Genomic DNA, 26,129 nt, shown 5'->3' with positions numbered 1-26,129 from the left:
CTCGAGGTCCGGCTGAGCGCGGGCACCGTCACCGTCGAGCTCGACACCTCCGGCACCGTCGACCTGGTCGCCGAGCGCAAGCGGCTCGAGAAGGACCTGGCGGCCGCGGAGAAGGAGCTGGCCGGCACCGCCGCGAAGCTCGGCAACGAGGCCTTCCTGGCGAAGGCGCCCGACGCCGTCGTCGACAAGATCCGCGGGCGCCAGAGCTTCGCCACCGAGGAAGTCGCGCGGATCACCGCCCGGCTCGAGGATCTGGGGAAGGCGTGAGCATGCCCGGCTCCGAGTCCGCGGCGGTGGACCTCGCGGAGCTCGCGCAGGTCGAGGCCGAACTCGACAAGCGTTGGCCCGAGACGAAGATCGAGCCGTCGCTCACCCGGATCGCTGCCCTGATGGACCTGCTGGGGTCGCCGCAGCACGGCTACCCGGCGATCCACGTCGCCGGCACCAACGGCAAGACGTCGGTGACCCGGATGATCGACGCGCTGCTCACCCGGATGCACCGGCGGGTGGGCCGGACCACCAGCCCGCACCTGCAGATCGCCACCGAGCGCATCAGCATCGACGGCAAGCCCATCTCGCCGCGGCTCTACGTCGACACCTACCGGGAGCTCGAGCCGTACATCGGCATGGTCGACGCCCAGTCGCAGGCGGCGGGTGGGCCGGCGATGAGCAAGTTCGAGGTGCTCACCGCGATGGCGTTCGCGGCCTTCGCCGAGGCCCCGGTCGACGTCGCGGTCATCGAGGTCGGGCTCGGCGGGAAGTGGGACGCCACCAACGTGATCGACGGTCAGGTCGCGGTGATCACCCCGATCAGCCTCGACCACGTCGAGTTCCTCGGCAGCGACCTCGCCGGCATCGCGGCGGAGAAGGCCGGGATCATCAAGAAGGCGCCGGAGTCGCTGGTGCCCCGCGACACCGTCGCGATCCTCGCCGAGCAGACCCCGGAGGTCGCGGAGGTGCTGCTGCGGCGCGCGGTCGAGGCCGATGCCGCGGTGGCGCGCGAGAACTCGGAGTTCCGGGTGCTCGCCCGCCGGATCGCGGTCGGCGGCCAGCAGCTCGAACTGCAGGGCCTCGGCGGCGTGTACACCGACATCTTCCTGCCCATGCACGGCGAGCACCAGGCCCGCAACGCCGCGCTGGCGCTGGCCGCGGTGGAGGCGTTCTTCGGGGCGGGTGCGGACCGCCAGCTCGACGTCGACGCGGTCCGGGAAGGCTTTGCCTCCCTGACGAATCCGGGTCGACTCGAGCGTGTCCGCAGCGCACCGACGGTGTTCCTCGACGCCGCGCACAACCCGGACGGCGCTCGCGCGCTGGCCGCCGCGCTGGCCGACGAGTTCGACTTCCGCAAGCTCGTCGGCGTCGTCGCGGTGATGGCGGACAAGGACGTCGAGGGTCTGCTGACCGCGTTCGAGCCCGTCTTCGACGAGATCGTCGTCACCCACAACGGCTCGCCGCGCGGGATGGACGTCGAGGAGTTGGCGAACCTCGCGGTCGCGCGGTTCGGCGACGAGCGGGTGGTGGTGGCGTCGACGCTGCCCGACGCGCTCGAGACCGCCATCGAGCTGGCCGAGGAGGTCGCCGAACCCGGTGAGTCCGTCTCCGGCGCCGGCGTCGTGGTCACCGGATCCGTCGTCACCGCGGGCATGGCCCGCACCCTGTTCGGAAAGGAACCGGCGTGAGCACACCTGACAACTCGACCGCACCCGAAGGGGGCGGCGAGGGGCAACCGCACGTCGAGGGACATGCGCCAGCTGAGGGGACGGGCTTCAAGCCGCCGACGAAGGACCCGTGGAAGAGCTTCCGCGGGGTCTGCGCGGGCACGCTGATCCTGGAGGCAATCGTTGTGCTGCTGGCGATCCCGGTGGTCGCGACCGTCGGCGGGGGACTGACCGCGGCCAGCGGCACCTACCTCGTCGTGCTCGCGCTGCTGATGATCCTCGGGGCGGGCGTGCAGGGCCGGTCGTGGGGGATGGCGTTCAACATCGTGCTGCAGGTCGCGCTGGTGGCCGGCTTCGCCGTGCACATCTCGATCGGCGTGATGGGACTGGTGTTCTCGTCGGTCTGGGCGTACCTGCTGTACCTGCGCCGCRACATCGTGGACCGGATGGAACAGGGACTGCTTCCGGGTCAACGGGACTGACGTTCTAGGCTGAGTGTTGTGACTGAGCGGACCCTGGTACTGATCAAGCCCGACGGAGTGGCCCGGCGTTTCGTCGGCGAGATCCTCGGCCGTGTCGAGCGCAAGGGGCTGTCCATCACAGCCCTCGAGCTCAAGACCGCGGACGAGGCGATCGCCGCGACGCACTACGCCGAGCACGAGGGCAGGCCCTTCTACCCGGGACTGCTGGAGTTCATCACCTCCGGGCCGCTCGTCGCCGCGGTGCTCGAGGGTCCGCGGGCGATCGCGGCGTTCCGGCAGCTCGCGGGCGGTACCGACCCGGTCGAGAAGGCCGTCCCCGGTTCCATCCGCGCCGACCTGGCATTGGACGGCCAGCAGAACCTGGTGCACGGCTCCGACTCCGTCGAGTCGGCCGAGCGGGAGATCGCGCTCTGGTTCCCGCACCTGGCCCGCGGCTAGCTTCCTTTTCGTACACCCCCTTCTCGCCCCGTCGGTGACAGCCGGCGGGGCGAACTGGTACCCCGCACCCAACCTCGGGTCGTGTCATCCAAACGCCACGGCAGTCACACCGGGCCGACCGGGTGGTCCGGCGAGGCGGGCCCCGCCGGTGCGCCTTGGCGCGGCCGGTCGTTGCGGTGTGGGATACTGGTATCGGTCGGACTCACATTTGCAACACGCGGGTCCGACCGGATGACACCACGGTTCGATGCCCTCATCGCTGCCACGGTGTGCGGACACCCCGCACACCCACGGCACGCTGGATGATCAGGCGCGCGGATCACGGAGCACCGCCATCCAGCCAGGCGTCGCACGAACTGGCAGTGACCAACGGTTCACTGCCAACCGCGCGGGGCGAGAACCAGACAATCCCACGTCCACCGTCGTGGGTACACATAGCAGTGCCCTCGCGTGGCCGCGTCACACCCGGAAAGTCAAGGTGGACGCGCCCGGGGGCCCGAGGAGACTTACGTGGCCGACAAAGCGCCGCTCGAATCACAGACTTCCGCCGCAGCAGATGCGGCACCGACCTTCCCGGACAAGATCCGGGTGCACGCACTGGCGAAACTGCTCGGTGTGACCAGCAAGCAGGTGCTTGCCCAGGTCGCCGAGCTCGGCTCGGAGCTGCGCAGCGCGCAGTCCAGCGTCGATCGTTCGCTCGCCGAGCAGGTTCACGCGGCGCTGAGCGGCGCCGCGGAGACGGCAGCCCCGTCGACCGAGGTCGCGGCGGTCGAGACCCCGGCCGTCGAGGTCGAGGCCCCGGTTGCCGAGGAGCCCAAGGCCAAGGCGCCCAGGCGTCGGGCCTCCCGGGCCAAGGCGGCGAAGGCCGAGGCACCCCAGACCGAGGCACCCCAGACCGAGGCGCCCGTTGCCGAGGTCCCGGCCGCCGAGGTTCCCGAGGTCGCGGCCCCCGCGGCCGAGGCCCAGCAAGGACTGTTCACGAACCTCGACAAGCCGCATGCGCACGTGCCGGCCGCAGCCGAGAGCGCGCCTGTGTTCCAGGCGCCGCTGTTCCTGCAGCCCGAGGCGGAGCCCGCCCCGCGTCGACGCCGTGCCCGCCGCGAGGCCGCGGCACCGGACGAGAACGCTCCCATCGAGGTCACCACCGTCGAGCCGTCGACGTCGGTCGCCGAGGTCGAGGCCGCAGCGCCGACCGAGGAGGACACCGCCGCAGTCGAGGCCCCCGCGGCCGACACCACCGTGGTCGAGGATCAGCACGCCGCCGAGTCCGACGAGGAGGGCGACGCGCAGAGCCGTCGTCGCCGTCGTGGCCGTCGTGGCCGTGGCCGTGGCCGTGGCGAGCAGGGCGGCGACGAGCAGTCGACGACCGAGGAGGAGTCCGCCGAGGAGGCGACGACCGACGAGCGCACCGAGGTCGCAGCAGTCGAGACCGAGGCAGCTGCCGAGGTCGCGGAGCCGGAGTCCGAGGCAGGCGAGGCGGAGGAGGCCGAGGAGGCCGGAGACGGTTCGAGCCGTCGCCGCCGTCGCCGCCGCCGCCGCAAGGGCAGCGGTGAGGGCGCCGAGGCCGGATCCGAGGAAGACGGCGTCGCCACGGTCGTGCACGAGCGCGAGCCGCGTACCAAGGCCCGCGTCAAGGACGAGGTCCAGGGCATTTCCGGCTCCACCCGGCTCGAGGCGAAGCGTCAGCGTCGCCGCGACGGTCGCGACGCCGGCCGTCGTCGGCCGCCGATCCTGACCGAGTCCGAGTTCCTGGCCCGCCGTGAGTCCGTCGACCGGGTGATGGTGGTCCGCGAGAAGACCGGCGCCGGGCACCAGTCCGGACTGACCCAGGTCGCGGTCCTTGAGGACGGCATCCTCGTCGAGCACTTCGTCACCAGTTCGGCGTCCGCGTCGATGGTCGGCAACGTCTACCTCGGCCGCGTCCAGAACGTGCTGCCCTCCATGGAGGCCGCGTTCATCGACATCGGCCGCGGCCGCAACGGTGTGCTGTACGCCGGCGAGGTCAACTGGGAGGCCGCCGGCCTCGGCGGCAACAGCCGCAAGATCGAGCAGGCGCTGCGTCCGGGCGACCAGGTGCTCGTCCAGGTCAGCAAGGACCCGGTCGGCCACAAGGGTGCCCGCCTGACCACCCAGATCTCGCTGGCCGGCCGCTTCCTCGTGTACGTGCCCGGCGGCAGCTCCACCGGCATCAGCCGCAAGCTGCCCGACACCGAGCGCAAGCGTCTCAAGGAGATCCTGCGCGAGATCGTGCCGCCGGAGGCAGGCGTCATCATCCGCACCGCCTCCGAGGGGGTCAGTGCGGAAGAGCTCGCGCGTGACGTCACCCGGCTGCAGAGCCAGTGGGCCGACATCGAGAAGCAGGCCGCCGACGCGGACAAGAGCAAGTCGAGCAGCCCGAAGGCGCTGTACGAAGAGCCGGACATGCTGGTCAAGGTCGTCCGTGACCTGTTCAACGAGGACTTCGCCAAGATCGTCATCGAGGGCGAGAAGTCCTGGTCGACGGTGCAGAACTACATCGCTGCCGTGGCACCCGACCTGCTGCCGCGGGTCGAGCGCTACTCGCCGTCCGCCGGCGGACCCGACGTGTTCGAGGTCAAGCGGATCGACGAGCAGCTCGCCAAGGCACTCGACCGCAAGGTGTGGCTGCCCTCGGGCGGCACCCTGGTGATCGACCGCACCGAGGCGATGACCGTGGTCGACGTCAACACCGGCAAGTTCACCGGCGCCGGCGGCAACCTCGAGGAGACCGTCACCCGGAACAACCTGGAGGCGGCCGAGGAGATCGTGCGGCAGATGCGCCTGCGCGACATCGGCGGCATGATCGTCGTCGACTTCATCGACATGGTGCTCGAGTCGAACCGGGACCTGGTCCTGCGCCGGCTCACCGAGGCGCTCGGTCGCGACCGGACGCGTCATCAGGTCTCCGAGGTCACCTCGCTCGGCCTGGTCCAGATGACCCGCAAGAAGCTGGGCACGGGGCTGGTCGAGGCGTTCTCCACCACCTGTGAGCACTGCCACGGCCGCGGCATCATCGTCCACGCCGACCCGATCGAGGAGAAGTCCGGCGACGACGGCTCGCGGGCCGCTGCGTCGAAGGGCGAGTCCGGCAGCCGTAAGCGGCGTGGACGCGGCGAGAAGGCGGCCACGCAGCCCGAGGCGCCGGAGGCCAAGAACGGTCACGAGGACGTGCACGACGTGGACGCGACGGTCAAGCGTGCGCATCCGGTCGCGCTGGCGATGGCCTCGCACCACCACGACGACGAGCAGGGCCATGAGGCCGAGCAGGGTCATGAGGCCGAGCCGAAGGCCGCCGAGGAGGCGGCCGAGGCCGGTGCCTTGAAGGTCGACGAGGCGCCCGTGGTGGCAGAGGTCGCAGTGCTCGAGGCCCCGGTTGTCGAGGCCCCGGTTGTCGAGGTCGTGGCTGAGGTCGCCGAGTCCGAGGTTGCCGAGGCAGGGGTCGCCGAGACGCCGGCGGCCGAGGTCGCCGCGCCCACGCGGGGACGTCGTCGTTCGCGGCGGTCCAGCCGGTCCGCTGCGGCCCCGGTGGCCGAGGAGTCGGATGCCGTTGCGGTGCTGGTGGTCCCGACGCCGGAGCCGGTCGCGGCGTCCGTCGTCGAGGCGCCGGTTGTCGCCGAGCCCGTCGTCGAGACGGTCGTCGAGCCCGTCGTCGAGCCGGTTGTCGCGGAGCCCGAGGCCGCCGCACCTGTGAAGTCCGACGGCGAGGTCAAGGCGCCCGCGCGCCGTCCCCGTCGCCGTGCGTCGGCCCGTCCCGCGGGTCCGCCGACGGACGCGTAGGCCGGACGAGTTCGGGGTGGCGGAGCCAGTTTGACCCTGGCCGCCGCCATCCCGTAATCTTGACCGGTCGCTACTCGGCGATATCGCTCGGCTGCGCCCAACAGGGCAGCGGCGGGCGCGCCTGAGGTAGCAAGCACACCAGACCAGTCGCTCGGCTCAAGCCGCGCGAGCACGTTCGAAGAAGCAAGGGGTAGCCCTCCGATGGCAACGTACGCGATCGTCAAGACCGGCGGAAAGCAGTACAAGGTCGCTGTTGGTGACCTCGTCAAGGTCGAGAAGATCGAGGGTGAGCCCGGCACTTCTGTCTCGCTGGCCCCGGTCCTCGTCGTCGACGGATCCGAGCTGACCACCGACGCCGACAAGCTGGCCAAGGTCACGGTCACCGGCGAGGTCGTCGAGCACACCAAGGGTCCGAAGATCCGCATCCACAAGTTCAAGAACAAGACCGGCTACCACAAGCGCCAGGGTCACCGTCAGAAGCTGACGGTCCTCAAGGTCACCGGTATCAACAACTAGTTCTTCTAGACTTAGTTTGCCCGAGGAGGGTCAACAACATGGCACATAAGAAGGGTGCATCCAGCTCCCGTAACGGTCGCGATTCGAACGCACAGCGACTCGGCGTGAAGCGCTTCGGCGGTCAGTCCGTCAGCGCCGGCGAGATCCTGGTGCGTCAGCGCGGAACCCACTTCCACCCCGGCGTGAACGTCGGACGTGGCGGCGACGACACGCTGTTCGCGCTCTCCGCGGGTGCGGTCGAGTTCGGCACCAAGCGTGGCCGCAAGACCGTCAACATCGTTCCGGCCGCGGCAGAGGCCTGATTCTGCTGCGAATATCGCCTCGCGACTGATGTCGCGGAGTGACGCTAAGCTCCCAGTAGGGGYGGGCCAGGGTCTCATACCCAGCCCGCCCCTACTGTTATTTACAGACTGAGGAAGGATCCGGCAGTCATGTCCCGATTCATTGACCGCGTGGTGCTGCACGTCAGCGCCGGAAATGGCGGCAATGGCTGCGCCTCCGTTCACCGCGAGAAGTTCAAGCCGCTAGGCGGACCAGACGGTGGTAACGGAGGCCGTGGCGGTGACGTCGTGCTCGAGGTCGACCCCAACGTGCACACGCTGCTGGACTTCCACTTCCATCCCCACGCCAAGGCCGGCAACGGCAAGCAGGGCGCCGGCAGCAACCGTGAGGGCGCCAACGGCGAGGACCTGATCCTGCGGGTGCCCGACGGCACCGTCGTGCTGGACAGCGAGGGCAATGTCATCGCCGACCTCATCGGTGCCGGCACCCGCTTCGCCGCCGCGCCCGGCGGCCGTGGTGGGCTCGGCAACGCCGCGCTCTCCTCGCGGGCCCGCAAGGCGCCCGGTTTCGCGCTGCTCGGCGAGGACGGTGTCGAACGCGACCTCGTCCTGGAGCTCAAGTCGGTCGCCGACGTCGGCCTGGTCGGCTTCCCGTCCGCGGGCAAGTCGTCGCTGGTGTCCGTGCTCTCGGCCGCCAAGCCGAAGATCGCCGACTACCCGTTCACCACGCTGCGTCCGAACCTGGGCGTGGTGTCCAGCGGCGACACCACCTTCACCATCGCCGACGTCCCCGGCCTGATCCCCGGCGCCAGCGAGGGCCGTGGCCTGGGCCTGGACTTCCTGCGGCACATCGAGCGCACCGCGGTGCTCGCCCATGTGGTGGACTGCGCGACCCTCGAGCCCGGCCGCGACCCGGTCTCCGACGTCGATGCCCTCGAGGCGGAGCTGGCGGCGTACAAGCCGGCCCTGTCGGAGGACGTCAGCCTCGGTGACCTCGCCAACCGGCCGCGAATCGTGATCCTCAACAAGGCCGACGTGCCCGAGGCGGCGGAACTGGCCGAGATGGTCACCCCCGACTTCGAGAAGCGTGGTTGGCCGGTCTTCACCATCTCGGCCGTCAGCCGGGACGGCTTGCGCCCGTTGACCTTTGCGCTTGCCAAGATGGTTGCGGACTACCGCGAGGCGCATCCGAAGCCGGAGCCGAAGCGCCAGATCCTCCGTCCGGTGGCGGCCAACCAGGCCGACTTCACCGTGATCGCGGACCCCGAGTCGCCCGGTGGATTCATCGTGCGCGGAATCCGGCCGGAACGCTGGGTTCGTCAGACCGCGTTCGACAACGACGAGGCCGTCGGCTACCTCGCGGACCGGCTTGCCCGGCTCGGCGTGGAGGCCGCGCTGGTCAAGCACGGTGCGCAGCCGGGCTGCTCGGTGACCATCGGGGACGTGAGCTTCGACTGGGAGCCGCAGACCCCGGCGGGCGTCGACCTGACCCGCACCGGCCGCGGCACCGACGCGCGGCTCGACCAGGTGGAGCGCATCGGCGCGTCCGAGCGCAAGCATGCGCACCGGATCCGGCGTGGGCTCGAGGGCCTGGACCCCGAAGAACAGTGACGGCGACCGCGGCCGCATCGGACACCAGGTCGGCGATCGCCACGGCGCGCAGCATCGTCGTGAAGATCGGGTCCTCGGCGCTGACCAGCCTCGAGGAGGGGCTCGACCACGCGGCACTCGACACCCTCGCGGACGCGATCGAGGCGCGGATGCGCGCCGGCTCCGACGTCGTGGTGGTCTCCTCGGGTGCGGTGGGCGCGGGCATCGCCCCGCTGGGACTGTCCAAGCGGCCGCGGGACCTGGCCACCAAGCAGGCCGCGGCCAGCGTCGGCCAGTTGGCCCTGGCGCATGCCTGGGGGACCTCCTTCGGGCGGTACGGGCGCACGGTCGGGCAGGTGCTGCTCACCGCCGACGACCTGGCCCGACGCACCCAGCACCGCAACGCGCAGCGGACCCTGGACCGGCTGCGGGTGCTGCACGCGGTGGCGATAGTGAACGAGAACGACACAGTGGCGACCACCGAGCTGCGGTTCGGCGACAACGACCGGCTGGCCGCGATGGTCGCGCACCTGGTGCAGGCCGACGCGCTGGTGCTGCTCTCGGACGTCGACGGGCTCTACGACGGTGACCCTCGTCGCGGCGGCGCCACCCTGATCCCGGAGGTGACCAGCCCCGAGGACCTCGACGGCGTGGTCGCGGGATCTGGGGGAGCGCTCGGCACCGGCGGCATGGCCTCGAAGCTGTCCGCGGCCCGGCTCGCGGCGGACTCGGGGGTGCCGGTGCTACTCGCCGCCGCCACCGATGCCGCGGCGGCACTGACCACCGCGGGCGTCGGCACGGCGTTCGCGGCACGGCCGAATCGGATGTCGGCGCGCAAGTTCTGGGTGCGGCACGCGGCCGACACCCAGGGCGCGCTGGAGCTGGACGCGGGTGCGGTCCGGGCCGTGGTGGACCGGCGGCGCTCGCTGTTGCCCGCCGGCATCACCGGTGTGGTCGGGCGGTTCCACGGCGGCGACGTGGTGTCGCTGGTCGGTCCGGACGCCGTCCCGGTGGCGCGCGGGGTAGTGGCGTACGACTTCGACGAGCTCGGCGAGATGCTCGGCCGGTCCACCCTGGAGCTGCCGTCGGAGTTGCAGCGTCCGGTCGTGCACGCGGACGACCTGGTGCCGCTCTAGCGGTCAGGGGCCTTCGGCGGCTTGTCCTGCGGGTCGCCGATGACCTTGGGTGGTCCTTCGGGGTGCAGTGCGCCGCCCTCGTTCACCCATTCGGAGATGTCGGCGGCATCCTCGGGGGTGACAGGCTTGCGTCTGCTGAAGAGCGATTTCACCTTGTCGCTGAACTTCGACATGCCCTGAGTCTACGGATGGGCGCCCAGGGCGGTGAGGGTCTGCGAGCACCCGGCATCCAGTTTGACCGTGGCGAATTCGTCGCCACGGGTGGCGCCCCGGTTCACGATCGCGACCGGTGTGCCGTGCTTGGCCGCGTGCCGGACGAACCGCAGCCCGGACATCACGGTCAGCGACGAGCCGAGTACCAGCACCAGGTCGGCGGCGTCGACCATCGCGTAGGCCGCCGCCACCCGTGGCTTCGGCACGCTCTCGCCGAAGTACACGATGTCTGGTTTGAGGATGCCGCCGCAGCGGTCGCAGTCCACCACCCGGAAGTGCGCGGTCTCCTCGATCACCGCGTCGGCGTCCGGGGCGATCTCGACTCCCGTTGCCGCGGAGACGGATTCGGCGAAGCCGGGGTTGGCCGCGGTGAGCCGCTCGGCCAGCGAGATGCGGGAGACCCGGTGCTCGCAGGTCATGCAGCGCACCTGCGCGTAGCTGCCGTGCAGGTCGACGACCGCGCGGCTGCCGGCCTTGGTGTGCAGCAGGTCCACGTTCTGGGTGAGCACCCCGGTGACCGTCCCGGACCGCTCGAGGGCGGCGAGTGCGCGGTGGCCGACGTTGGGCACGGTGGCGTCCATGAACCGCCAGCCCAGGTGGTTGCGTGCCCAGTAGTGCCGCCGGAACGCGGCGTCGCCCATGAACTGCTGGTACGTCATCGGGTTCCGCGGTGGCGAGTCCGGGCCGCGGTAGTCGGGAATTCCCGAGTCGGTGGACATGCCGGCGCCGGTCAACGCGACCACCCGCCGGCCGTCCACCAGTGCGGCGAGCCGGGCGAACCCGGTCTCGGATTCCAGGGCCGAAACGGACATGCCCACCAGGTTAGCCGTGTCCCGGGTGGGCATGCCCGTGCGGTCGCCGGGGCCAAGCTCGCCGCCGAGTTCCCGGGCCAAGCTCTCCGCCGAGTTCCCGGGGCCAAGTTCGCCGCCGAGTTCCCGGGGCCGAGCTCGCCGCCGAGTTCCCGGGGCCGAGCTCGCTGCCGAGTTCCCGGGCCCGTGGCGTCAGACCCGGCTCGGCACCTCGACCAGCGGGTACACCCCGTTCTCGTCGTGCACCTCGCGGCCGGTGACCGGGGGGTTGAAGACGCACAGCATCCGCATCTGGGTGACCGGCTCGACCCGGTGCCGCTCGTGGCCGTCGAGCAGGTACATCGAGCCGGGACGCAGCTCGTGGACCTCGCCGTTGTCGAGGTCGGTGAGGATGCCGTCGCCCTCGATCAGCCAGACCGCCTCGACGTGGTTGGCGTAGTGGAACTCGTTGACCGAACCGGCGCGGATGGTGGTCTCGTGGAACGAGAAACCGACGCCGTCCCCGCCGAGGACGATGCGCTTGCTGCGCCAGTTGCCGTCGGCGCTGGTGACGTCCCGGTCGGTGCCGGTGATCTCTTCGGTGGTGCGCACGATCATGGGGTTGCTCCTTCGCGGTTCAGGCGCAGACCTTGGCGGTGGCCTCGGCGAGAATGCTCAGTCCGTGGTCGAGCTCGGCGTCGGTGACGGTCAGCGGCGGCAGCAGCTTGACCACCTCGTCGGACGGCCCGGAGGTCTCGGCGAGCAGGCCCTCGTCGTAGGCGAGCCCGCAGACCTTGACCGCGTGCCCCGGGTCGTCGAAGACCAGGCCCTGCACCATGCCACGCCCGCGGGTGGACACCCCGGCGAAGCGGTCCGACAGGTTCGCGAAGATCTCGTGGATGCGCTTGCCCTTGGCGGCGGTCGAGCGGCTGAGCGCGTCGTCGGACCAGTAGTGGTCGAGCGCCGCGGTCGCCGTGACGAAGGCGGGGTTGTTGCCGCGGAAGGTGCCGTTGTGCTCGCCCGGGGCCCAGACGTCGAGTTCGGGCCGCATCAGGGTCAGCGCCATCGGCAGGCCGTAGCCGCCGATCGACTTCGACAGCGTCACGATGTCGGGGGTGATGCCGGCGACCTCGAACGAGAAGAACGGACCGGTGCGGCCGCAGCCCATCTGCACGTCGTCGACGATCAGCAGGATCCCGCGGCTCGAGCACAGGTCGGCGAGCGCCCGCAGCCACTCGGGCCGGGCCACGTTGACGCCACCCTCGCCCTGGACCGTCTCGACGATCACGGCGGCGGGTCGGTTGAGTCCGCTGCCGGCGTCGTCGAGGACCCGCTCGAACCAGTGGAAGTCCTCGGTGACGCCGTTGAAGTAGTTGTCGAACGGCATCGGGGTGGCGTGGACCAGCGGGACGCCGGCCCCGGCCCGCTTCATCGAGTTGCCGGTGACCGAGAGTGACCCGAGGGTCATTCCGTGAAAGGCATTGGTGAAGTTGATGATCGACTCGCGGCCGGTGACCTTACGGGCCAGCTTGAGGGCAGCCTCGACGGCGTTGGTGCCGGTGGGGCCGGGGAACTGGACCTTGTAGTCCAGGCCCCGGGGTTCGAGGATGTTGCGCTGGAAGGTCTCGAGGAACCGGCGCTTGGCGACGGTGTTCATGTCGAGGCCGTGGGTGATTCCGTCGCCGATCAGGTAGTCGAGGAGCGCCTCCTTCATCACCGGGTTGTTGTGTCCGTAGTTCAGTGCGCCTGCGCCTGCAAAGAAGTCGAGGTAGTCGCGGCCGTCCTCGGAGCGGATCCAGGATCCGGAGGCGGAGCTGAAGACCGCCGGCCACGACCTGCTGTAGCTGCGGACCTCGGACTCCAGGCTGGCGAAGATGTTGGTCTCTTCGAGGGTGTTCACTGCTCTCCTCTGTTGCTGTCGTCGCCGATGACGTAAAGCTCTTCGGGTTCGTGCTGGTCGGGAAAGTCGTTGGAGTCGAACAATTTACGGGTTGAGATGCTGGTGTACCGACTGCGCGCGACCGAGGCGAAGAGCGCCTGCGATCCGGTGTTGTCGGGACTGATCGTCGTCTCCAGCGTTGAGACACCTTGATGTGCAAGGTGATCGAGAAGGAAGTTCAGCATCGCGGAGGCGACGCCGCGGCCGCGCAGGGCGTCGTCGACGGCAACCTGCCACACGAAGACGGTCGTCGGGTCCGTCGGCCGGACGAATCCGGTGACGAAGCCCCCGACCCGACCGTCGTGCTCGGCCACCACGGAGGTTTCCGCAAAGTCCCTGCACCACAGCAGGTAGGAGTAGCTCGAGTTCAGGTCGAGGACCTCGGTGTCGCGGGCGATCTCCCACAGCCGGGCCGCGTCGGAGACTGCGGGCCGGCGCAGGGTCGGCGTGTCGTTCGGGCTCGCAGCGCCGGGCTCTTCTTGGTGCACCGCGCCGGGTTGGTCTGGGCGCACTGTGCCGTGCTCGTCGGGGCGCTTTGCGCCGTGTCGTTGTCGGGTCCCCGTGGGGGGAACTGAAATTGGGGTCGCACTTTCTGTAACGGGCGTCATTGGTCAAACGAACGTAACAATGGGCCCAACGGATTTCAGCTTCCTGCCGCCGGGCCCACCCGAGAACCCGGCGTCGGCACTGGTGAGCGCAGCAGTGTGAGCCTGGTCACATCGGCGTGCTCAGTTGACGCTCGCCAGGGCAAACGGCAGGACCGCCGGAGCGCCCGCGGCACGCAGTTCTCGCGCCGCCATCGTCAAGGTCCAGCCGGTATCGGTGAGGTCGTCGAGCAGCAGCACCGGGCCGTCCAGCTGACCGAGATCCGGTGCCAGCCACGCCCCGGCAAGGCCCGCCACCCGGTAGGCGGAATTGGCCGCGGACACCGGGGGATGGCCCGGTGTCCGGGCGAGCGAGCCCAGGTCGGTGAGCCGTCCCACCTCGGCCAGTCGGCGGGCGAGCGAGCCCACCAGCTGCGGACGGGTTGCGGACTCCATGGCCAGCACCGACGTGGGCCGCTGGTCCCAGTCCCAGGCGGCCAGGACCTTGACGCACGCGTCGACGACCGCGTCCGGGACCGGTCCGTCGGGTCCGTCGAACAGCGCCCGCAGCCGCTGGCCCCAGCCGAGGTCGGTGAGGCGGCCGAGCACCCGACCCGGCTGCGGACCGTCGGTGATCTTGCCGGACAGCGATACCCCGAGCTTGGCGAGACCGGTCGGCCACTGCTTGCGTGGCAGCAGGTCGACGCCCGGGCGGTCCAGTCGGGCGCGGGCCTGCGAGAGTGCCTGCTCGTCGACGTCGGCGGTGAGGGTGGGACCGGCACAGTTGTCGCACCGCCCGCACGGCTGCGGTTCCGCGGTGAGGCCCGGGTCGTCGAGTTGGCGGCGCAGGAACTCCATCCGGCACATGGTGGTGCGCTGGTAGTCGACCATGGCCTGCTGCTCGGACGCACGGGCCTGTTCGAGCCGTTCGTAGCGCGGCGCGTCGTACTCCCACGGCTGACCGGTGCCGACCCAGCCGCCGCGGACCCGGCGGACCGCGCCGTCCACGTCGAGGACCTTGAGGACCATCTCGAGCCGGGACCGGTTGAGCTCCACCTGCGGCTCGAGTGCCTGCGTGGACTGCGGCCGCTCGGTGTCGAGCACCTCGATCACCCGGCGCACCACGTGCTCGCGGGGGAACGCGACGCTGGCGAAGTAGCTCCAGATCTGCCCGTCCTCGTGGCCGGGGAGCAGCACCACCTCCGCGCTGTCCGTGGAGCGGCCGGCGCGACCGACCTGCTGGTAGTAGGAGATCGGCGAGGACGGTGCGCCGAGGTGCACCACGAACCCCAGGTCCGGCTTGTCGAAGCCCATGCCGAGCGCGGAGGTCGCGACGAGCGCCTTGACCCGGTTGCCGAGCAGGTCGGCCTCTAGCGACTCGCGCTCGGCCGGGTCGGTTTGCCCGGTGTACGCGGCGACGGCGTGCCCCTGGTCGGAGAGCAGTCCGGCCAGGTCTCGTGCGGCGGACACCGTGAGGGTGTAGATGATGCCGGAGCCGGGCAGCCGGTTCAGTTGCTGGCCGAGCCACGCCGCGCGCTTGGTGGCCTCGTCGATCTGGACCACGGACATCCGCAGCGACTCGCGTTCGAGACCGCCGCGCAGCACCAGCGTCTCGGCACCCCCGACCCCGAGCTGGGCGGAGACGTCCGCGACCACCCGGTCGTTCGCCGTCGCGGTCGTCGCCAGCACCGGGATGCCCTCGCCGAGCTCGCCGATCAGGGTCCGGATCCGGCGGTAGTCGGGACGGAAGTCGTGGCCCCAGTCGGAGACGCAGTGCGCCTCGTCGACCACCACGAGGCCGGCGTCGGCGGCGAGCGAGGGCAGCACCTGGTCGCGGAAGTCTGGGTTGTTCAGTCGCTCGGGGCTGACCAGCAGCACGTCGACGTCGCCGTCGGCGATCTGGCGGTGGATCTCGTCCCACTCCGTGACGTTGCCGGAGTTGATGGTCGCCGCGCGGACCCCGGCCCGCTCCGCCGAGGACACCTGGTTGCGCATCAGTGCGAGCAGCGGCGAGACGATCACGGTCGGTCCGTGCCCGCGGGCGCGCAGCAGCTTGGCGGCGATGAAGTAGACGGCGGACTTGCCCCAGCCGGTCCGCTGGACCACCAGTGCGCGCCGGCGCTGGACGACCAGCGCCTCGATCGCCGTCCACTGGTCCTCCCGCAGGCGGGCCCCGGGTCCGGCGAGTTCACGCAGCAGGCCCTCGGCCTCGGCGCGCAGGTCCGCGCCGGTGGTGGGGTCGGCGGTGGTGGTGTTCGCGCTCATGCCTGCCATCATGCCCGTCCGCACCGACATCGAACCTGTTGTGAGGATCCGCTGTGGTAGGCGTGACAGTAGGAGGTCATGAGGCCTTCACCCCACGATCGGGAGTCGCCTGATCCGGTGAACGGGTCGGGCGGTGGGGCAGGTGCTGGCGCAGGACGCGCAGCACGGTGCCCGGGGCCAGCAGCCGCTCCGGGCGATCGACCAGGGCCGCGACGCGGATGAATTTGGTAGCGAGCACGGGATCGTGCGCGGCGGCCGCGTGCAACCGCGGAAGGTAGGCGTTGCCGATCCGCACCTTCGGGGTTCGGGCTCCGATCACTTGGGGGAATGCCAGGTCCGCTCCGGTCGACATGTCCCACGGCACGTCGATCACCTTCGCGACGTCGCGGAAGAACGCACGGGGGTGAGGTTCGGTGCCGCGGTGCAGGTGACGGCGCAGCATGATCGCCTCGAGGGCGGCGACGGTCATGCCTTGGGCGTAGATCGGGTTGAAGCTGCACAGGCCGTCTCCCGTCACCAGGAGCCCGGTAGGGAATCGGGACAGGCGCTCGTACCGCCGGCGGACGCTCGCCGGGAACCGGAAGGGCCGAATCTTCTCAAGCGGCTCCGCGCCGTCGATCGCGTCGCCGAGATCCGGGATCCGCAGGGTCCGGGCGAAGTCGAGAAAGCCGTCCGGGTCGGTCGGCGGATAGTCGCCGAGCATGCCCATCAGCGTCACCAGGAAGCGGTTGCCCTCGAGCATCTGCAGCGCGCCGCCTCGCGGATTGTCGGGTGCCGGGCCGATCACGACCCCGAGATCATCACCCAACCCCGGGGCCGGGGCTCGGTAGATCCGGGTCGCGTAGCCGAGGCCCACCTGCACCTTCTCCTCCTTCGGCGCTGCGAAACCCAATTCTGCTAACCAGGTGGGGGTACGTGAGCCCCGCCCGGTCGCGTCGACTACCAGGCCTGCGTCGAGGATCTCGCTGGCGCTGCCGTCCGCCCGTCGAAGGACCCGGATCCCGGTAACGCGGCGGCGGTCGGGCGTGGTGGTCAGGCCAGCGACGTCGCAGCGATCCACGAGGGTGATACCGGGCAGTTCGCTAACCCTGGCTCGCACATAGCCCTCCAGGAATGGTCGGCTGGCGCTGACGACGGTCATCCCGCTCTCCGGCTGCGGGAGCCTATAACCGCTCAGACACCACCTCACATCGCGCAGGTTGTCCAGGGTCGGCACCCCCAGCGCGACCAGGTCGTCGGTGAAGCCGGGGAATAGCTCCTCCAGGACTTGCTGACCGCGTTCGATCAGCACGTGGGTGTGCCAGGCTTGGGGAACGCAGCGGCGCGGCTCCGCGGTGTTCGGGAGGTGATCGTGGTCGACCACCGTCACCTGCGCATACGCCTTGGACAGCACACGGGCCGCGAGTAGGCCGGCCATGCTGGCGCCGACAACGATCGCTCGGTTACCGATCTGAGTTGTCATGGGAGCCTCCTCGATGTGATGGATGACGACTACGAGGAAGGATGCGGGCAATCGGTGCTCAGTCACCAGCCCGAATGCTGCTCAGTGGTGTTCACTGCTCGTGTCCGTAGACCTCGCGGTCCCACAACCACGCGACGACCTGCGCGACGCCCTGGGTGAGGTGGCGCCGATACGTGCTGAACGGCAACCCGAGGACCTCGGCGGCGGCCTCCTGGGTGGTTGCCGGGCGCCGATAGGTCCGGTCGACCGCGCGCAGCAGCTTGTCGTCGCGGGGATTGTCGGCCAGGGCGTCCACCGCGTCGCGGAGCACGCCGTCGAGTTCGGCGACAGCCGGCTCGGCGCCGCCCCGATCGCACACCACCCGGGTGCGCAGCAAGGGGTTGCGCCGGAGCCGATCGGGGCGGTGCCAGTCGTGCAGCGCCTGCCGGACCGCCTGCTCGAACTCGGGTTGGGACAGCACCAGCAACTCCGGTGTCGGCCGCGGCCGTTCGGCGGGGCTGTCGGACAAGGCACGCTCGGTGATCTGTTCGAGCCAGGCGTCGACCGGGACGCGGCGGAAGTCGTGCGCGAACAGCCCGTAACTGCGCGCCCCGACCTCGAAATCGGCGCCCACGGCGCGTGGAAGGTCGGCGACCGCGAAGTACTCGTTCCACCGGTCCGGCTCGGCCAGTGTGACGAAGTCCCAGGAGAGCCTCGGGGTACACAGGTACCGCTGCATGGTGATGATCGGGATGGCGTTCATCGTGGGCGACGGGTCCTGGTAGGCGTCGTCGTCGATGATGAACCGAGTCTGGGTGATCGTCTCCCCGTACCGCGGTGGCGACTGCGTGAGGGCGAAGGCCCAGGCCGCCGCGGCACCGGGATCGGCAACCAGGTCGTCGGCGGATGCGCCGCTCAGATCGATCAGGCCGAAGAATCCGCGCGGGGCGCCGTCGGGGCGGCGCACGATGTAGAACCCGGCGGGCTGACACCGGAACCAGGCGGCCGCGATGGTTGCCGACTCGGCACCCTCGTGCGAGCGGGCCAACTCGATGATCGTCTCGCGGTCCTCCGCGGACGCGGGCTCCGGGTAGTGGTGGCCCCACGACTGCCAGTCCACCGGTGACAAGACCCCAGGCAGATTGCGGAACACGAACTTCAGGTCGAAGATCAGGCGCTGCTGTTCGCGGCCGGTACATGAGGTCAACCGGCGACGGAGATGCCGCCACACGCGGTGGAACACCTGCGTGTAGGCGTCGAGGTCGCGCCATCGCAGATCCGCGTCGATGACATCGCGGGCCATGTCGTGCGGGAACAGGCCCTCCGGGCCGGCGTCGACGAACGACAGCCGCCGCAGCCACGCGAACACCTCGTGCGCGTCGTCGAGCTCGAGGACATCCCGCAGCATGGTCTCGGTGGTCACCCGGGCAAGGGCGCACACCTCGAGCGCCCTCCGGTGCAGGGGGCTCGGCTCGACCGCGATGAACCGCTCCATCAGCACCCCCATGAGGTCGGGGGTCAACGGGTCGGAGGCCACCTCGCCGCCGCGCGATGCCACATCGGCCACCAGTGCCAGCGCCAGAGGATGTCCGTGTGTGACCTGGCAGATCCGCTCATGCAGAGGCGGCGGCACCGCCACCGCGCGCAGATACTCGCGGCACTCCTCCGGGGTGAGGTTGCGCAGGGACACCACGCGCAGCAGCTCGCTCCACGCCGCGTCGGCCCGCCACAGTGGGCTCGGCGGTGTCCGGGACGCGATGAAGGTCAGTGCCGTCGCCGGTAGCCGCGGCAGTAACTGGGTGCGCATCCACTCGTCGATCGGCTCCAGAACTTCATAGGTGTCGATGAGGACGCAGAGTCGTTCCTCGTCGCGCACGATCGCGCAGTCGCGCACGGCGACCGCGTCGCGCAGCACCTCGAGAACAGCCGAGGGGGTAGGGGTGATGTCACGGCCGTCGAGCCGGACGACCGAGGCGCCGGCCTCCGCCGCGATCTCCGCGAACGCGTCGAGTAGTGCGGTCTTCCCGATTCCTCCCGGACCGTGCAAATACAGCACGGACCACCGCGGATCGGCCGACTCCAGCCTCGCCCGGACTAATTCACGCTCACCCTGGCGCCCAACGTAGGTTTGCCGGCGCCTCGAGTTCAGGACATCTCCGAGCGGTAACGAGGACCGTGCCGTGCCCTCCATACGACCAATGCTAGGAGCAGAACTACGGAGAACGCGCAAAACGGCGTGATCCGGATGTCTGGCGGTCGTTCTTGATGGCTCGAACTTCGTCCCACACCTGATGGGCGTGTCTCAAGACGATGGCAGTGGCATTTCGAGACACCGTGACAGGTCCAATCGCCGAACAACCAACGGATATAGCCTTTGCGGACTGGTCGACGGGTCTTGGGTGGCAGGGTTGGGCAGGACATGACGGGCGGCGCGACCGGGAAGCTTGGGGACTTCAYGCCGGAGGAGCTGGACAGAGCAGTCGAAGTGAATCTGCGTGTGCCGATGCCGATGACTCACCAGCTGTTGCCCGGAATGGTTCACCGTCGGCGTGGCCACTTCGTTTAGATCTCGTCGATCGCCGGCAAGGTCCCCTCCACCCGACTGGCCATCTACTCGGCGACGAAGTTCGGGCTGCGCGTTCTCGACGTCGCTCCGCCAGGATCTCCACGGATCCGGGGTGAGCACGTCGGTGATCTTTCCCGGGTCGGTCGTGGACGCCGGCATGCTGGCCGACGCACACCTCCCGTCCTCGCCGGGCTCCAAAGGTGCTTCGTCCAGTGCCGTCGGGCGTGGCGTGATCACCGCCATCGAGAAAGACCGGGCAGAAGTCGATGTCGCAGATCTCCCGGAACGCATCGCGGCGAAGCTCGGGGGCGTGGCACCCGGCCTCATGGCACGCCTGACCCAGAGGACAGACGCCATCACCTACGCCGAACAGGTGAGCAACGGCCTTCGTCCCTCCGTTGAGCTCAATTTCCGGCTGCACATGTCGGTCGGCGTATCCGCGGAACGAGAAGGGAACCGCGACCGTGAAGCCGACAACCACTGCATTCGTCCTTCGACGGAGCGAGTTGCAGGGCAACTCTCGCTCGGAATCGAACCGGCGCGACAAGGTCACGCTTCGGCACGCTCACACCGTCACATCACCGGTGGATCATGGCTGAGTGGTCGACAGGACGTGGTGCTGGTTAGGTCGCGGTGGTGGGTAGGTCTCGGGCTGGGTATAGGGCACGGTACAGACAGACGCTGTGTCGAGGTGGCGCGCTTCCGCGTGATCTCGTAGCTCGTGTGTGAGGTCAATGTCTGTGCGGCACTGGGTTTTCGGGGTTCTTCGTCGCTCCCCGGCCCGTCGTCATCGAGCAGGTACTCCATCGGGTGGTGGTAGTGGTTCAGCCTCCCGGCGCGGGTGGGGTCGATGTGTGTCGGGGGATGCCACAGGGTCCGGCCCGGGAACCGGTGGTCGGGTCCGGTCCGGGTGGTCGCCCACTGGTCCGGCCGGGGTCCGACGAGGGCGTGATGGGTCTCGCAGCCGAAGGTCAGGTCGTCGGCGTTGGTGTCGCCGCCCTCGGCCCAGTCGTTGACGTGGTGTGTCTGCGACCAGTATCCGGGGCTGGCGCAGCCGGGGAAGGTGCAGCCGCGGTCCTTGGCGTAGAGCACGATTCGCTGGTCGGYGGTGCCGAGGCGTTTGCTGCGGCCGAGGTAGAGGGGTCGGCCGTCGTCGTCGAAGATCGCGAGGTAGTGSCGGRCGCCGCGGGCGGCCATGCGSACMAGYTCGGGCATGGGGACGATGGTGCCGCCGCCGGTGACRGCGTGGCCGGTCGATTCCTGGAGGTCGCGGGCGGTCATGGTGGCGAYGACGGTGACGGGGACGCCGCGGTGTCGGCCGAGTTCGCCGGAGGCGAGGACGGAACGGAGGACGGCCTTGAGGGCGTCRTGTTGGCGTTGGCCCTGGGTGCGGTGGTCGCGGGCGGCGACCCTGGGGGCGGGTTGGGTGTCCGCAGTTCGGGTGCCCGCGGGTTCCCCTGCGGTGGAGTTGTTCTCGGGTACCTCAGACGAGGAATGGGGTTCGCCAACCGGCTGGGTCTCGTCCCGCCCTTCCTCCTCGGGATTGCACATCCCGGGCYTGGCGAGCTTGGCCATGATCGCCTCGAGATACGCGCGGCCCTCCGGGTCGGTGCAGAACGACCCCTTGGTCATCTTGTCCCGGCCCTGCGGACCGATCCGGAAGAACCGCTTGCGRGCCCGGTCGGTCTCGTCGTCSARSGTYCCGTCCGGGTCTAGGACCGCCGCGAGCCGGTGGGCCACCGCGCGCAGTTCGTCSGGYCGCAGGATCAGYGCCTGGCCGGCGAGCTGGGCCTCGGCCTGGGCGCGGGTGCCGGCGTCGACGGCGGCGGGCAGTTGGTGCAGGAACTCGCGGATCACGCCCACGTGCGTGGGGTCGAGGTCGCCGTCGTGTKCGGCGGCGGCGGTCGCGGCGAGCTTCGGCTCGAGAAGTTCTCCGCCGAGGGTGGTGGTGTGGCCGAGTTCGGTTGCCGCGTGGATCCTTTCCCCGGCCTTGGCGGSGCTGATGCGCAGGGTGTTTGCCAGCAGCTCCCGCAGTGTGGTGCCGCCGAACTCGTCGGCGGCGCGTTGTTCGAGGAGYTGGTTGACCAGKGTGTGGCCGAGGGCGGGGACGGTGCGGGCGATGCGTTCGAGTCGCACCAGCAGGGCGAGGCGGTCCCGGTTGGAGACGGCGCCGGTGTCGAGCCCGCGCAGCGACTGCATCCCGGTCTCGACGGTGCGGAGGGCGGCGGCGAGCGGGGCGTTGTCGATGACACGGTCGTCGGCGCGGTCGTGAACTGCGGTCATCGTTGTCACCCCCCGGGCCCCGATTCGACGTTCTGTTCGAAGTGCAGCGAGGGGGTACGACAAGTCCTGGGGACGAGTGAACCCGCAGGTTGCGGGCCGATTCGGGGCCACTGTCGGGATGTGGCGGTTAGCAGACGCCTTCGGGAACGCCCGGATGTGTTCCACGGTCAGGAGTCGGGTCCAGATCGCGGCGCGCGTCGATGCCGGCCACGTCACCGCGTGGCCACATCGACGACTGGTTCGGTGCAGTTGTCCCTGCGCCCTGTCGCCCTCAGTCCTCCTTGTACAACGCGTCGAAGTGGGCCCGGAAGTTCACGCCCACCACCTTCCGCTTGATCTTCAGCGTCGGCGTCAGCTCCCCGGTCTCCTGCGAGAGGTCGCGGTCGGCGATGACGAACTTCTTCACCTGCTCCGGCGTCGCGAGCTTGGCGTTGGCCGCGTCGACGGCCTGCTGGACCATTCCGACCATCTCCGGGTGCCGGGACAGTTCGGCGATCGAGTCCGGCAGACCCTGCGCCTGCGCCCACGGCAGCACCGTCTCGGGATCCAGCGTCACCAGCACGACGGGGTAGGGCCGGCGGTCGCCGTGCATCACGGCCTGGCTGATCCAGGGCGAGCGCTTGAGGTCGTTCTCCAGGTTCGCCGGGGTGAGGTTCTTCCCGCCGGAGGTGACGATGATGTCCTTCTTACGCCCGATGATCGAGACGTACCCGTCCTCGTCGATGCTCGCGAGGTCGCCGGTGCGCAGCCAGCCGTCCTCCACGGCGCCGAACGAGGCGTCCTCCATCTTGTAGTAGCCCTGAAAGATGTTGCCGCCGCGCAGAAGCAGTTCGCCGTCCTCGTCGACGCGCGCCTCGAGGCCCGGCACCGGCCGGCCCACGGTGCCGAAGCGGTGGTTGAGCACGGTGTTGACGGTCGCGCCGGTCGAGGTCTCGGTCATCCCGAAGCCCTCCATCACCGGAACCCCGCAGCCGTAGAAGAACTCCAGAATCTCCTTCGCGATGGGAGCCGCGCCGGTGGTGGCGAGCTTCAGGTTGCCGCCGAACAACGCACGCACGCCCTGGAACAGGGCGGCCTCGGCGGCGTCGAACGGCTGCTGCAGTTCCGCCGGGACGGGCTCGCCGCGCGCCTGTAGGTCGCGCACCCGGACCCCGACCGCCGCGGCGGCCAGCATCCGCTCGCGCTCGTCGGCCGGCTTGGACCCCACCGCCAGGGTGTAGATCTTCTCGAACACCCGGGGCACCGAGGGCAGGTGGGTCGGGCGGGTCGCCATCACCTCCGGCACGATCCTGGTGGTGTCGCCACCCCAGTACGCGATGACGCCACCGCGGTCGAAGGTGAGCAACTGGAACAGCAGCGCGAACGCGTGCGCCAGCGGCAGGAACAGGTACGCGACCATGTCGGTCTCGGGGTCCGGGTTGTCCCGCGCGTCGAGCGCGGTGTTCGCCTCCATGATCGCGCGGTAGTTGCCGTGCGAGAGGACGCAGCCCTTCGGCGGCCCGGTGGTCCCGGAGGTGTACATGAACACGTACGGATCGGACGGGGCCACGGCCGCGGCCCGCCGTCGCAGCTCCTCGGCGCCGAGCTCCCTTCCCCGGCGACGTATTTCGGATGCGGGGATGGCGCCGTCCGCCTCGCCGTCGAGGATCACCACCCATTCCAGCGCCGGCAACCGGTCGCGGACGGCGGCGATCTTCGCCACCTGCGCGGCGTCCTCGCAGATGATCGCGCGGGCCTCCGAGTTGCCGACCACCCACGCGCACTCGTCCGCGGAGTTGGTCGGGTAGACCGACACGTGCACGGCGCCGGCGGCGACGATGGCGAGGTGCGCGACCGACCAGTCCGGGCGGGTAGTGCCCAGCACCGCCACCCGGTCGCCCACCTCGAGCCCCAGGTCGATCAGCCCGGCGCCGAACTCCGTGACCCGCTCGGCGAGCTCGCGGTAGCTGATCTCGTCCCACTGGTCGGGCGTGCTCTGGAACCGCGCGGCGGGCCGGTTACCGTAGGCCTCGGCGGCGCGAAAAGCAAGGTCTGCGAGCGTCTTTCCTGCGATCGTCTGGTACATCGGTCAGGTGCTCCCGTCGTCCCGGTGCGACCACCTGCTGCCGGTGGGCCGCGTAGTGGGGATGCTAACTCCGCGGCGCTCCCGACGGCCGTATTCCGGGGTGTCCCGTGCCCCGGCGGGAACCGACGAGAAGAGGCTCTGCCCTGGCGCAGCCACGCCGGGTGGTCGCATACTGGGACCATGAAGGCAGCAGTTGGGGACAAACTTCATGTGCACAGCGCGACCACCGGCAGACCCGAGCAGGTCGGCGAGGTGACCGAGGTCCACGGTGCCGACGGCGCGCCGCCGTATCAAGTGCGTTTCGACGACGGCCACGAGGCATTGATGTTCCCCGGCGTGGATTGCAGCGTGGAGCACGCCGCAAACTGATCCCACGCCGGCTCCGGGCTGTCGAGTCCGGCTGGCATGTGCGTGAGGCCGCTCTGTGAGGCAGCGGAGTCAGGTCGCTTCGAGTGCTGCGTCGACCTCGGCTCTCGTCGGTGCGGCGTCCGCGCCGTGCCGGGTGGTGGCCAGCGCACCGGCGGCGACCGCACGGCGGACGGCGACGGCGGGCCCCAGTCGCCACGAGGAAGCCAGTTCTCCGGTGAAGGCGTCACCGGCGCCGGTGGTGTCGAGCACCTCCACGGCCGGCGGATCGGCGTGCATGTGCGCGCCGTCGGGTCCGTGGTGCGACGCGCCCCGGCCGCCGAAGGTGGTGACCAGGTGCGGCACCCGGCCGAGGACGGCGTCGCCGAGCTGATCGGCCTCCGTTTCGTTGACCACCAGCACGTCCACACAGTCGAGCAGTTCCGCCGGGAGCGGCTGCGCGGGGGACGGGTTGAGGATCACGGTGACGGCGTGCTCGTGGGCGTGGCGGCAGGCGGCGACGACCGTCGGCAGGGGCAGTTCCAGTTGGCACAGCAGTAGGTCGGCCGCCGCGATCGCGTCGAGCTCGCCGGCGTCGAGTTCGGTCATCGTGGCGTTCGCGCCGCCCACCACGACGATGCTGTTCTCCCCGTGGGCGTCGACGGTGATCAGGGCGACGCCGCTGGGCCCGCGGGTCTCCCGCAGCAGCCGGGCGTCGACCTCCGCGTCGACGAGGTGCTGACGCAGTTGCAGGGCGAAGGTGTCGTCGCCGACCGCGCCGAGGAAGCTCACCGCCGCGCCCGCGCGGGCCGCGGCGACTGCCTGGTTGCCGCCCTTCCCCCCGGGTCCGGTGTGCAGGGACTGGCCCAGCACCGTCTCGCCGGGCTGGGGGAGCCGGGTGGTGACGGCGACCAGGTCCATGTTGATGCTGCCGAGCACGACGACACGGGTGGCGGCGGTCGGGGGAGCATCCGGTGCGGCCATGCCTTCGACGCTAGCCGGTGGCGGGCGCCGGTTCGATGCGGACGCAGCAGTACCCGTCCTCGGGGGCGAGTCGGGCGCGACGGCCCGCGCATCCGGCGCCGTCCAGCAGTCCCTCGATCAGCCCGAGGTTCATCCCGCACACCATCGCGGTGTGCTGCTGGGCGAGGGCGTGGAACGGGCAGTTCACCAGCGTGATGTCGGTGCCCTCGACGCGGGGCTCGTAGCCGCAGCCCTCGAGCGTGCCGAGGAGGTCGTCCGGTCCGGCCTCCACGCCGATCGCTGCGCCGAGGTCCCGGGCGCGGCGGTCGAGGCTGTGCCGGGGTGACTCGCCGGTGCGTTCCGCGTCGTCGAGGGCCTGCGCCAGCAGCTGCCCCGCGAGCTCGTAGGAGCGCTGCGGCAACTGCACGGCCACCTCGCGGGCCGAACGGCGGTACAGCTTGGCGGGGCGTCCGGCGCCGGGCCCGGTGCGACCGGTGCGGCGCGCGAACTCGACGGTCAGCAGGCCCTCGTCGGCGAGCTTGTCCAGGTGGAATGCGGCGGTCTGACGGGCCATGCCGAGCGCCTCGGCGGCGTCGTCGCGGCCGACCGGGTCGCGGTGGCCGCGGACGTAGTCGTAGAGCCGGCGTCGGGCCGGTTCGTCGAGGGCCGAGACGGCCGAGATGTCCGAGGGCGGGTTCGGAGACATGACCCCATTGTAAAACCAATCAACGTTGACGTAATCTCCTCCGCGGTTCTATAGTTCATTTACATTATTTTTAGA

At 70.1% G+C, this 26,129-nt stretch carries 22 protein-coding genes; 10 read left to right on the top strand and 12 right to left on the bottom strand.

Annotated elements, in window-relative coordinates; all coding sequences use genetic code 11:
• From AC1DU4_RS06070 to proB, 9 genes are all read left to right on the top strand, one after another.
• A partial coding sequence (locus AC1DU4_RS06070) for a hypothetical protein (RefSeq protein WP_477838146.1) occupies positions 1 to 267 on the top strand: 267 nt, incomplete at its 5' end.
• 2 nt (positions 268 to 269) lie between these two features.
• Positions 270 to 1,679, top strand: a complete 1,410-nt coding sequence (gene folC / locus AC1DU4_RS06065) for a bifunctional tetrahydrofolate synthase/dihydrofolate synthase (protein ID WP_477838153.1) — start codon at positions 270 to 272, stop codon at positions 1,677 to 1,679.
• Positions 1,676 to 2,140, top strand: a complete 465-nt coding sequence (locus tag AC1DU4_RS06060) for a DUF4233 domain-containing protein (protein WP_477838145.1) — start codon at positions 1,676 to 1,678, stop codon at positions 2,138 to 2,140. Before folC ends, AC1DU4_RS06060 begins: the two co-directional genes overlap by 4 nt.
• A gap of 18 nt (positions 2,141 to 2,158) precedes the next feature.
• On the top strand, positions 2,159 to 2,578 hold the full coding sequence (ndk, locus tag AC1DU4_RS06055) for a nucleoside-diphosphate kinase (RefSeq protein WP_072844953.1): 420 nt from the start codon (positions 2,159 to 2,161) through the stop codon (positions 2,576 to 2,578).
• 510 nt (positions 2,579 to 3,088) lie between these two features.
• Positions 3,089 to 6,373, top strand: a complete 3,285-nt coding sequence (locus AC1DU4_RS06050) for a translation initiation factor IF-2 N-terminal domain-containing protein (RefSeq protein WP_477838144.1) — start codon at positions 3,089 to 3,091, stop codon at positions 6,371 to 6,373.
• Between the two features lie 201 nt (positions 6,374 to 6,574).
• Positions 6,575 to 6,889 (top strand): 50S ribosomal protein L21, encoded by a 315-nt coding sequence (rplU, locus tag AC1DU4_RS06045; protein ID WP_477838143.1) that lies wholly within the window; start codon positions 6,575 to 6,577, stop codon positions 6,887 to 6,889.
• 38 nt (positions 6,890 to 6,927) lie between these two features.
• Positions 6,928 to 7,191, top strand: a complete 264-nt coding sequence (gene rpmA, locus AC1DU4_RS06040; protein WP_005248077.1) for a 50S ribosomal protein L27 — start codon at positions 6,928 to 6,930, stop codon at positions 7,189 to 7,191.
• Positions 7,192 to 7,320: 129 nt separating this feature from the next.
• On the top strand, positions 7,321 to 8,781 hold the full coding sequence (gene obgE, locus AC1DU4_RS06035; RefSeq protein ID WP_477838142.1) for a GTPase ObgE: 1,461 nt from the start codon (positions 7,321 to 7,323) through the stop codon (positions 8,779 to 8,781).
• Positions 8,778 to 9,896 (top strand): glutamate 5-kinase, encoded by a 1,119-nt coding sequence (gene proB, locus AC1DU4_RS06030; RefSeq protein WP_072844957.1) that lies wholly within the window; start codon positions 8,778 to 8,780, stop codon positions 9,894 to 9,896. Before obgE ends, proB begins: the two co-directional genes overlap by 4 nt.
• On the opposite strand, the gene AC1DU4_RS06025 is transcribed toward proB, so the two are convergent.
• The 10 genes from AC1DU4_RS06025 to AC1DU4_RS05980 all read right to left on the bottom strand — a co-directional run bounded on the left by AC1DU4_RS06025 (position 9,893) and on the right by AC1DU4_RS05980 (position 24,040).
• A complete protein-coding gene (locus AC1DU4_RS06025) occupies positions 9,893 to 10,069 on the bottom strand; it encodes a hypothetical protein (protein WP_477838141.1) in 177 nt (58 codons plus the stop codon). The two genes, proB and AC1DU4_RS06025, sit on opposite strands and share 4 nt — an antisense overlap.
• Before the next feature lie 9 nt (positions 10,070 to 10,078).
• Positions 10,079 to 10,921, bottom strand: a complete 843-nt coding sequence (locus AC1DU4_RS06020; protein ID WP_477838140.1) for an NAD-dependent protein deacetylase — start codon at positions 10,919 to 10,921, stop codon at positions 10,079 to 10,081.
• A gap of 189 nt (positions 10,922 to 11,110) precedes the next feature.
• Positions 11,111 to 11,515, bottom strand: a complete 405-nt coding sequence (locus tag AC1DU4_RS06015) for an ectoine synthase (protein WP_477838139.1) — start codon at positions 11,513 to 11,515, stop codon at positions 11,111 to 11,113.
• Positions 11,516 to 11,534: 19 nt separating this feature from the next.
• A complete protein-coding gene (ectB, locus tag AC1DU4_RS06010) occupies positions 11,535 to 12,797 on the bottom strand; it encodes a diaminobutyrate--2-oxoglutarate transaminase (protein ID WP_477838138.1) in 1,263 nt (420 codons plus the stop codon).
• Positions 12,794 to 13,348 (bottom strand): diaminobutyrate acetyltransferase, encoded by a 555-nt coding sequence (gene ectA, locus AC1DU4_RS06005; RefSeq protein WP_477838137.1) that lies wholly within the window; start codon positions 13,346 to 13,348, stop codon positions 12,794 to 12,796. Before ectA ends, ectB begins: the two co-directional genes overlap by 4 nt.
• Before the next feature lie 216 nt (positions 13,349 to 13,564).
• On the bottom strand, positions 13,565 to 15,685 hold the full coding sequence (locus AC1DU4_RS06000; protein WP_477838136.1) for a DEAD/DEAH box helicase: 2,121 nt from the start codon (positions 15,683 to 15,685) through the stop codon (positions 13,565 to 13,567).
• Between the two features lie 76 nt (positions 15,686 to 15,761).
• The gene (locus AC1DU4_RS05995; protein ID WP_477838135.1) at positions 15,762 to 17,213 is read right to left on the bottom strand and encodes an FAD-dependent oxidoreductase; all 1,452 of its coding nucleotides are present in this window, start codon (positions 17,211 to 17,213) and stop codon (positions 15,762 to 15,764) included.
• Positions 17,214 to 17,238: 25 nt separating this feature from the next.
• Positions 17,239 to 19,317, bottom strand: coding sequence for an ATP-binding protein (locus AC1DU4_RS05990; RefSeq protein ID WP_477838134.1), 2,079 nt, complete (start codon positions 19,315 to 19,317; stop codon positions 17,239 to 17,241).
• A 948-nt stretch (positions 19,318 to 20,265) separates the two neighbouring features.
• Positions 20,266 to 21,975 (bottom strand): HNH endonuclease signature motif containing protein, encoded by a 1,710-nt coding sequence (locus AC1DU4_RS05985; RefSeq protein WP_477838133.1) that lies wholly within the window; start codon positions 21,973 to 21,975, stop codon positions 20,266 to 20,268.
• A gap of 271 nt (positions 21,976 to 22,246) precedes the next feature.
• Positions 22,247 to 24,040: an AMP-dependent synthetase/ligase gene (locus tag AC1DU4_RS05980; protein WP_477838132.1), complete on the bottom strand. Its 1,794-nt coding sequence runs from the start codon at positions 24,038 to 24,040 to the stop codon at positions 22,247 to 22,249.
• 180 nt (positions 24,041 to 24,220) lie between these two features.
• On the opposite strand from AC1DU4_RS05980, the gene AC1DU4_RS05975 reads away from it, so the two are divergent.
• Positions 24,221 to 24,409, top strand: a complete 189-nt coding sequence (locus tag AC1DU4_RS05975) for a DUF1918 domain-containing protein (protein WP_072845023.1) — start codon at positions 24,221 to 24,223, stop codon at positions 24,407 to 24,409.
• A gap of 69 nt (positions 24,410 to 24,478) precedes the next feature.
• Here the strand turns inward: AC1DU4_RS05975 and AC1DU4_RS05970 are convergent, their stop codons facing one another.
• Both AC1DU4_RS05970 and AC1DU4_RS05965 read right to left on the bottom strand, forming a co-directional pair.
• Positions 24,479 to 25,369, bottom strand: coding sequence for a ribokinase (locus tag AC1DU4_RS05970; RefSeq protein WP_477838131.1), 891 nt, complete (start codon positions 25,367 to 25,369; stop codon positions 24,479 to 24,481).
• A 10-nt stretch (positions 25,370 to 25,379) separates the two neighbouring features.
• Positions 25,380 to 26,054, bottom strand: a complete 675-nt coding sequence (locus AC1DU4_RS05965) for a helix-turn-helix transcriptional regulator (RefSeq protein ID WP_477838130.1) — start codon at positions 26,052 to 26,054, stop codon at positions 25,380 to 25,382.
• Positions 26,055 to 26,129: the final 75 nt, after the last annotated feature.

The sequence above is a fragment of the Rhodococcus sp. P4_F5 genome, from assembly GCF_056401315.1.
Note: the sequence above shows the minus strand (reverse complement) of the source record. Positions and strands in the feature narration are given on the sequence as shown.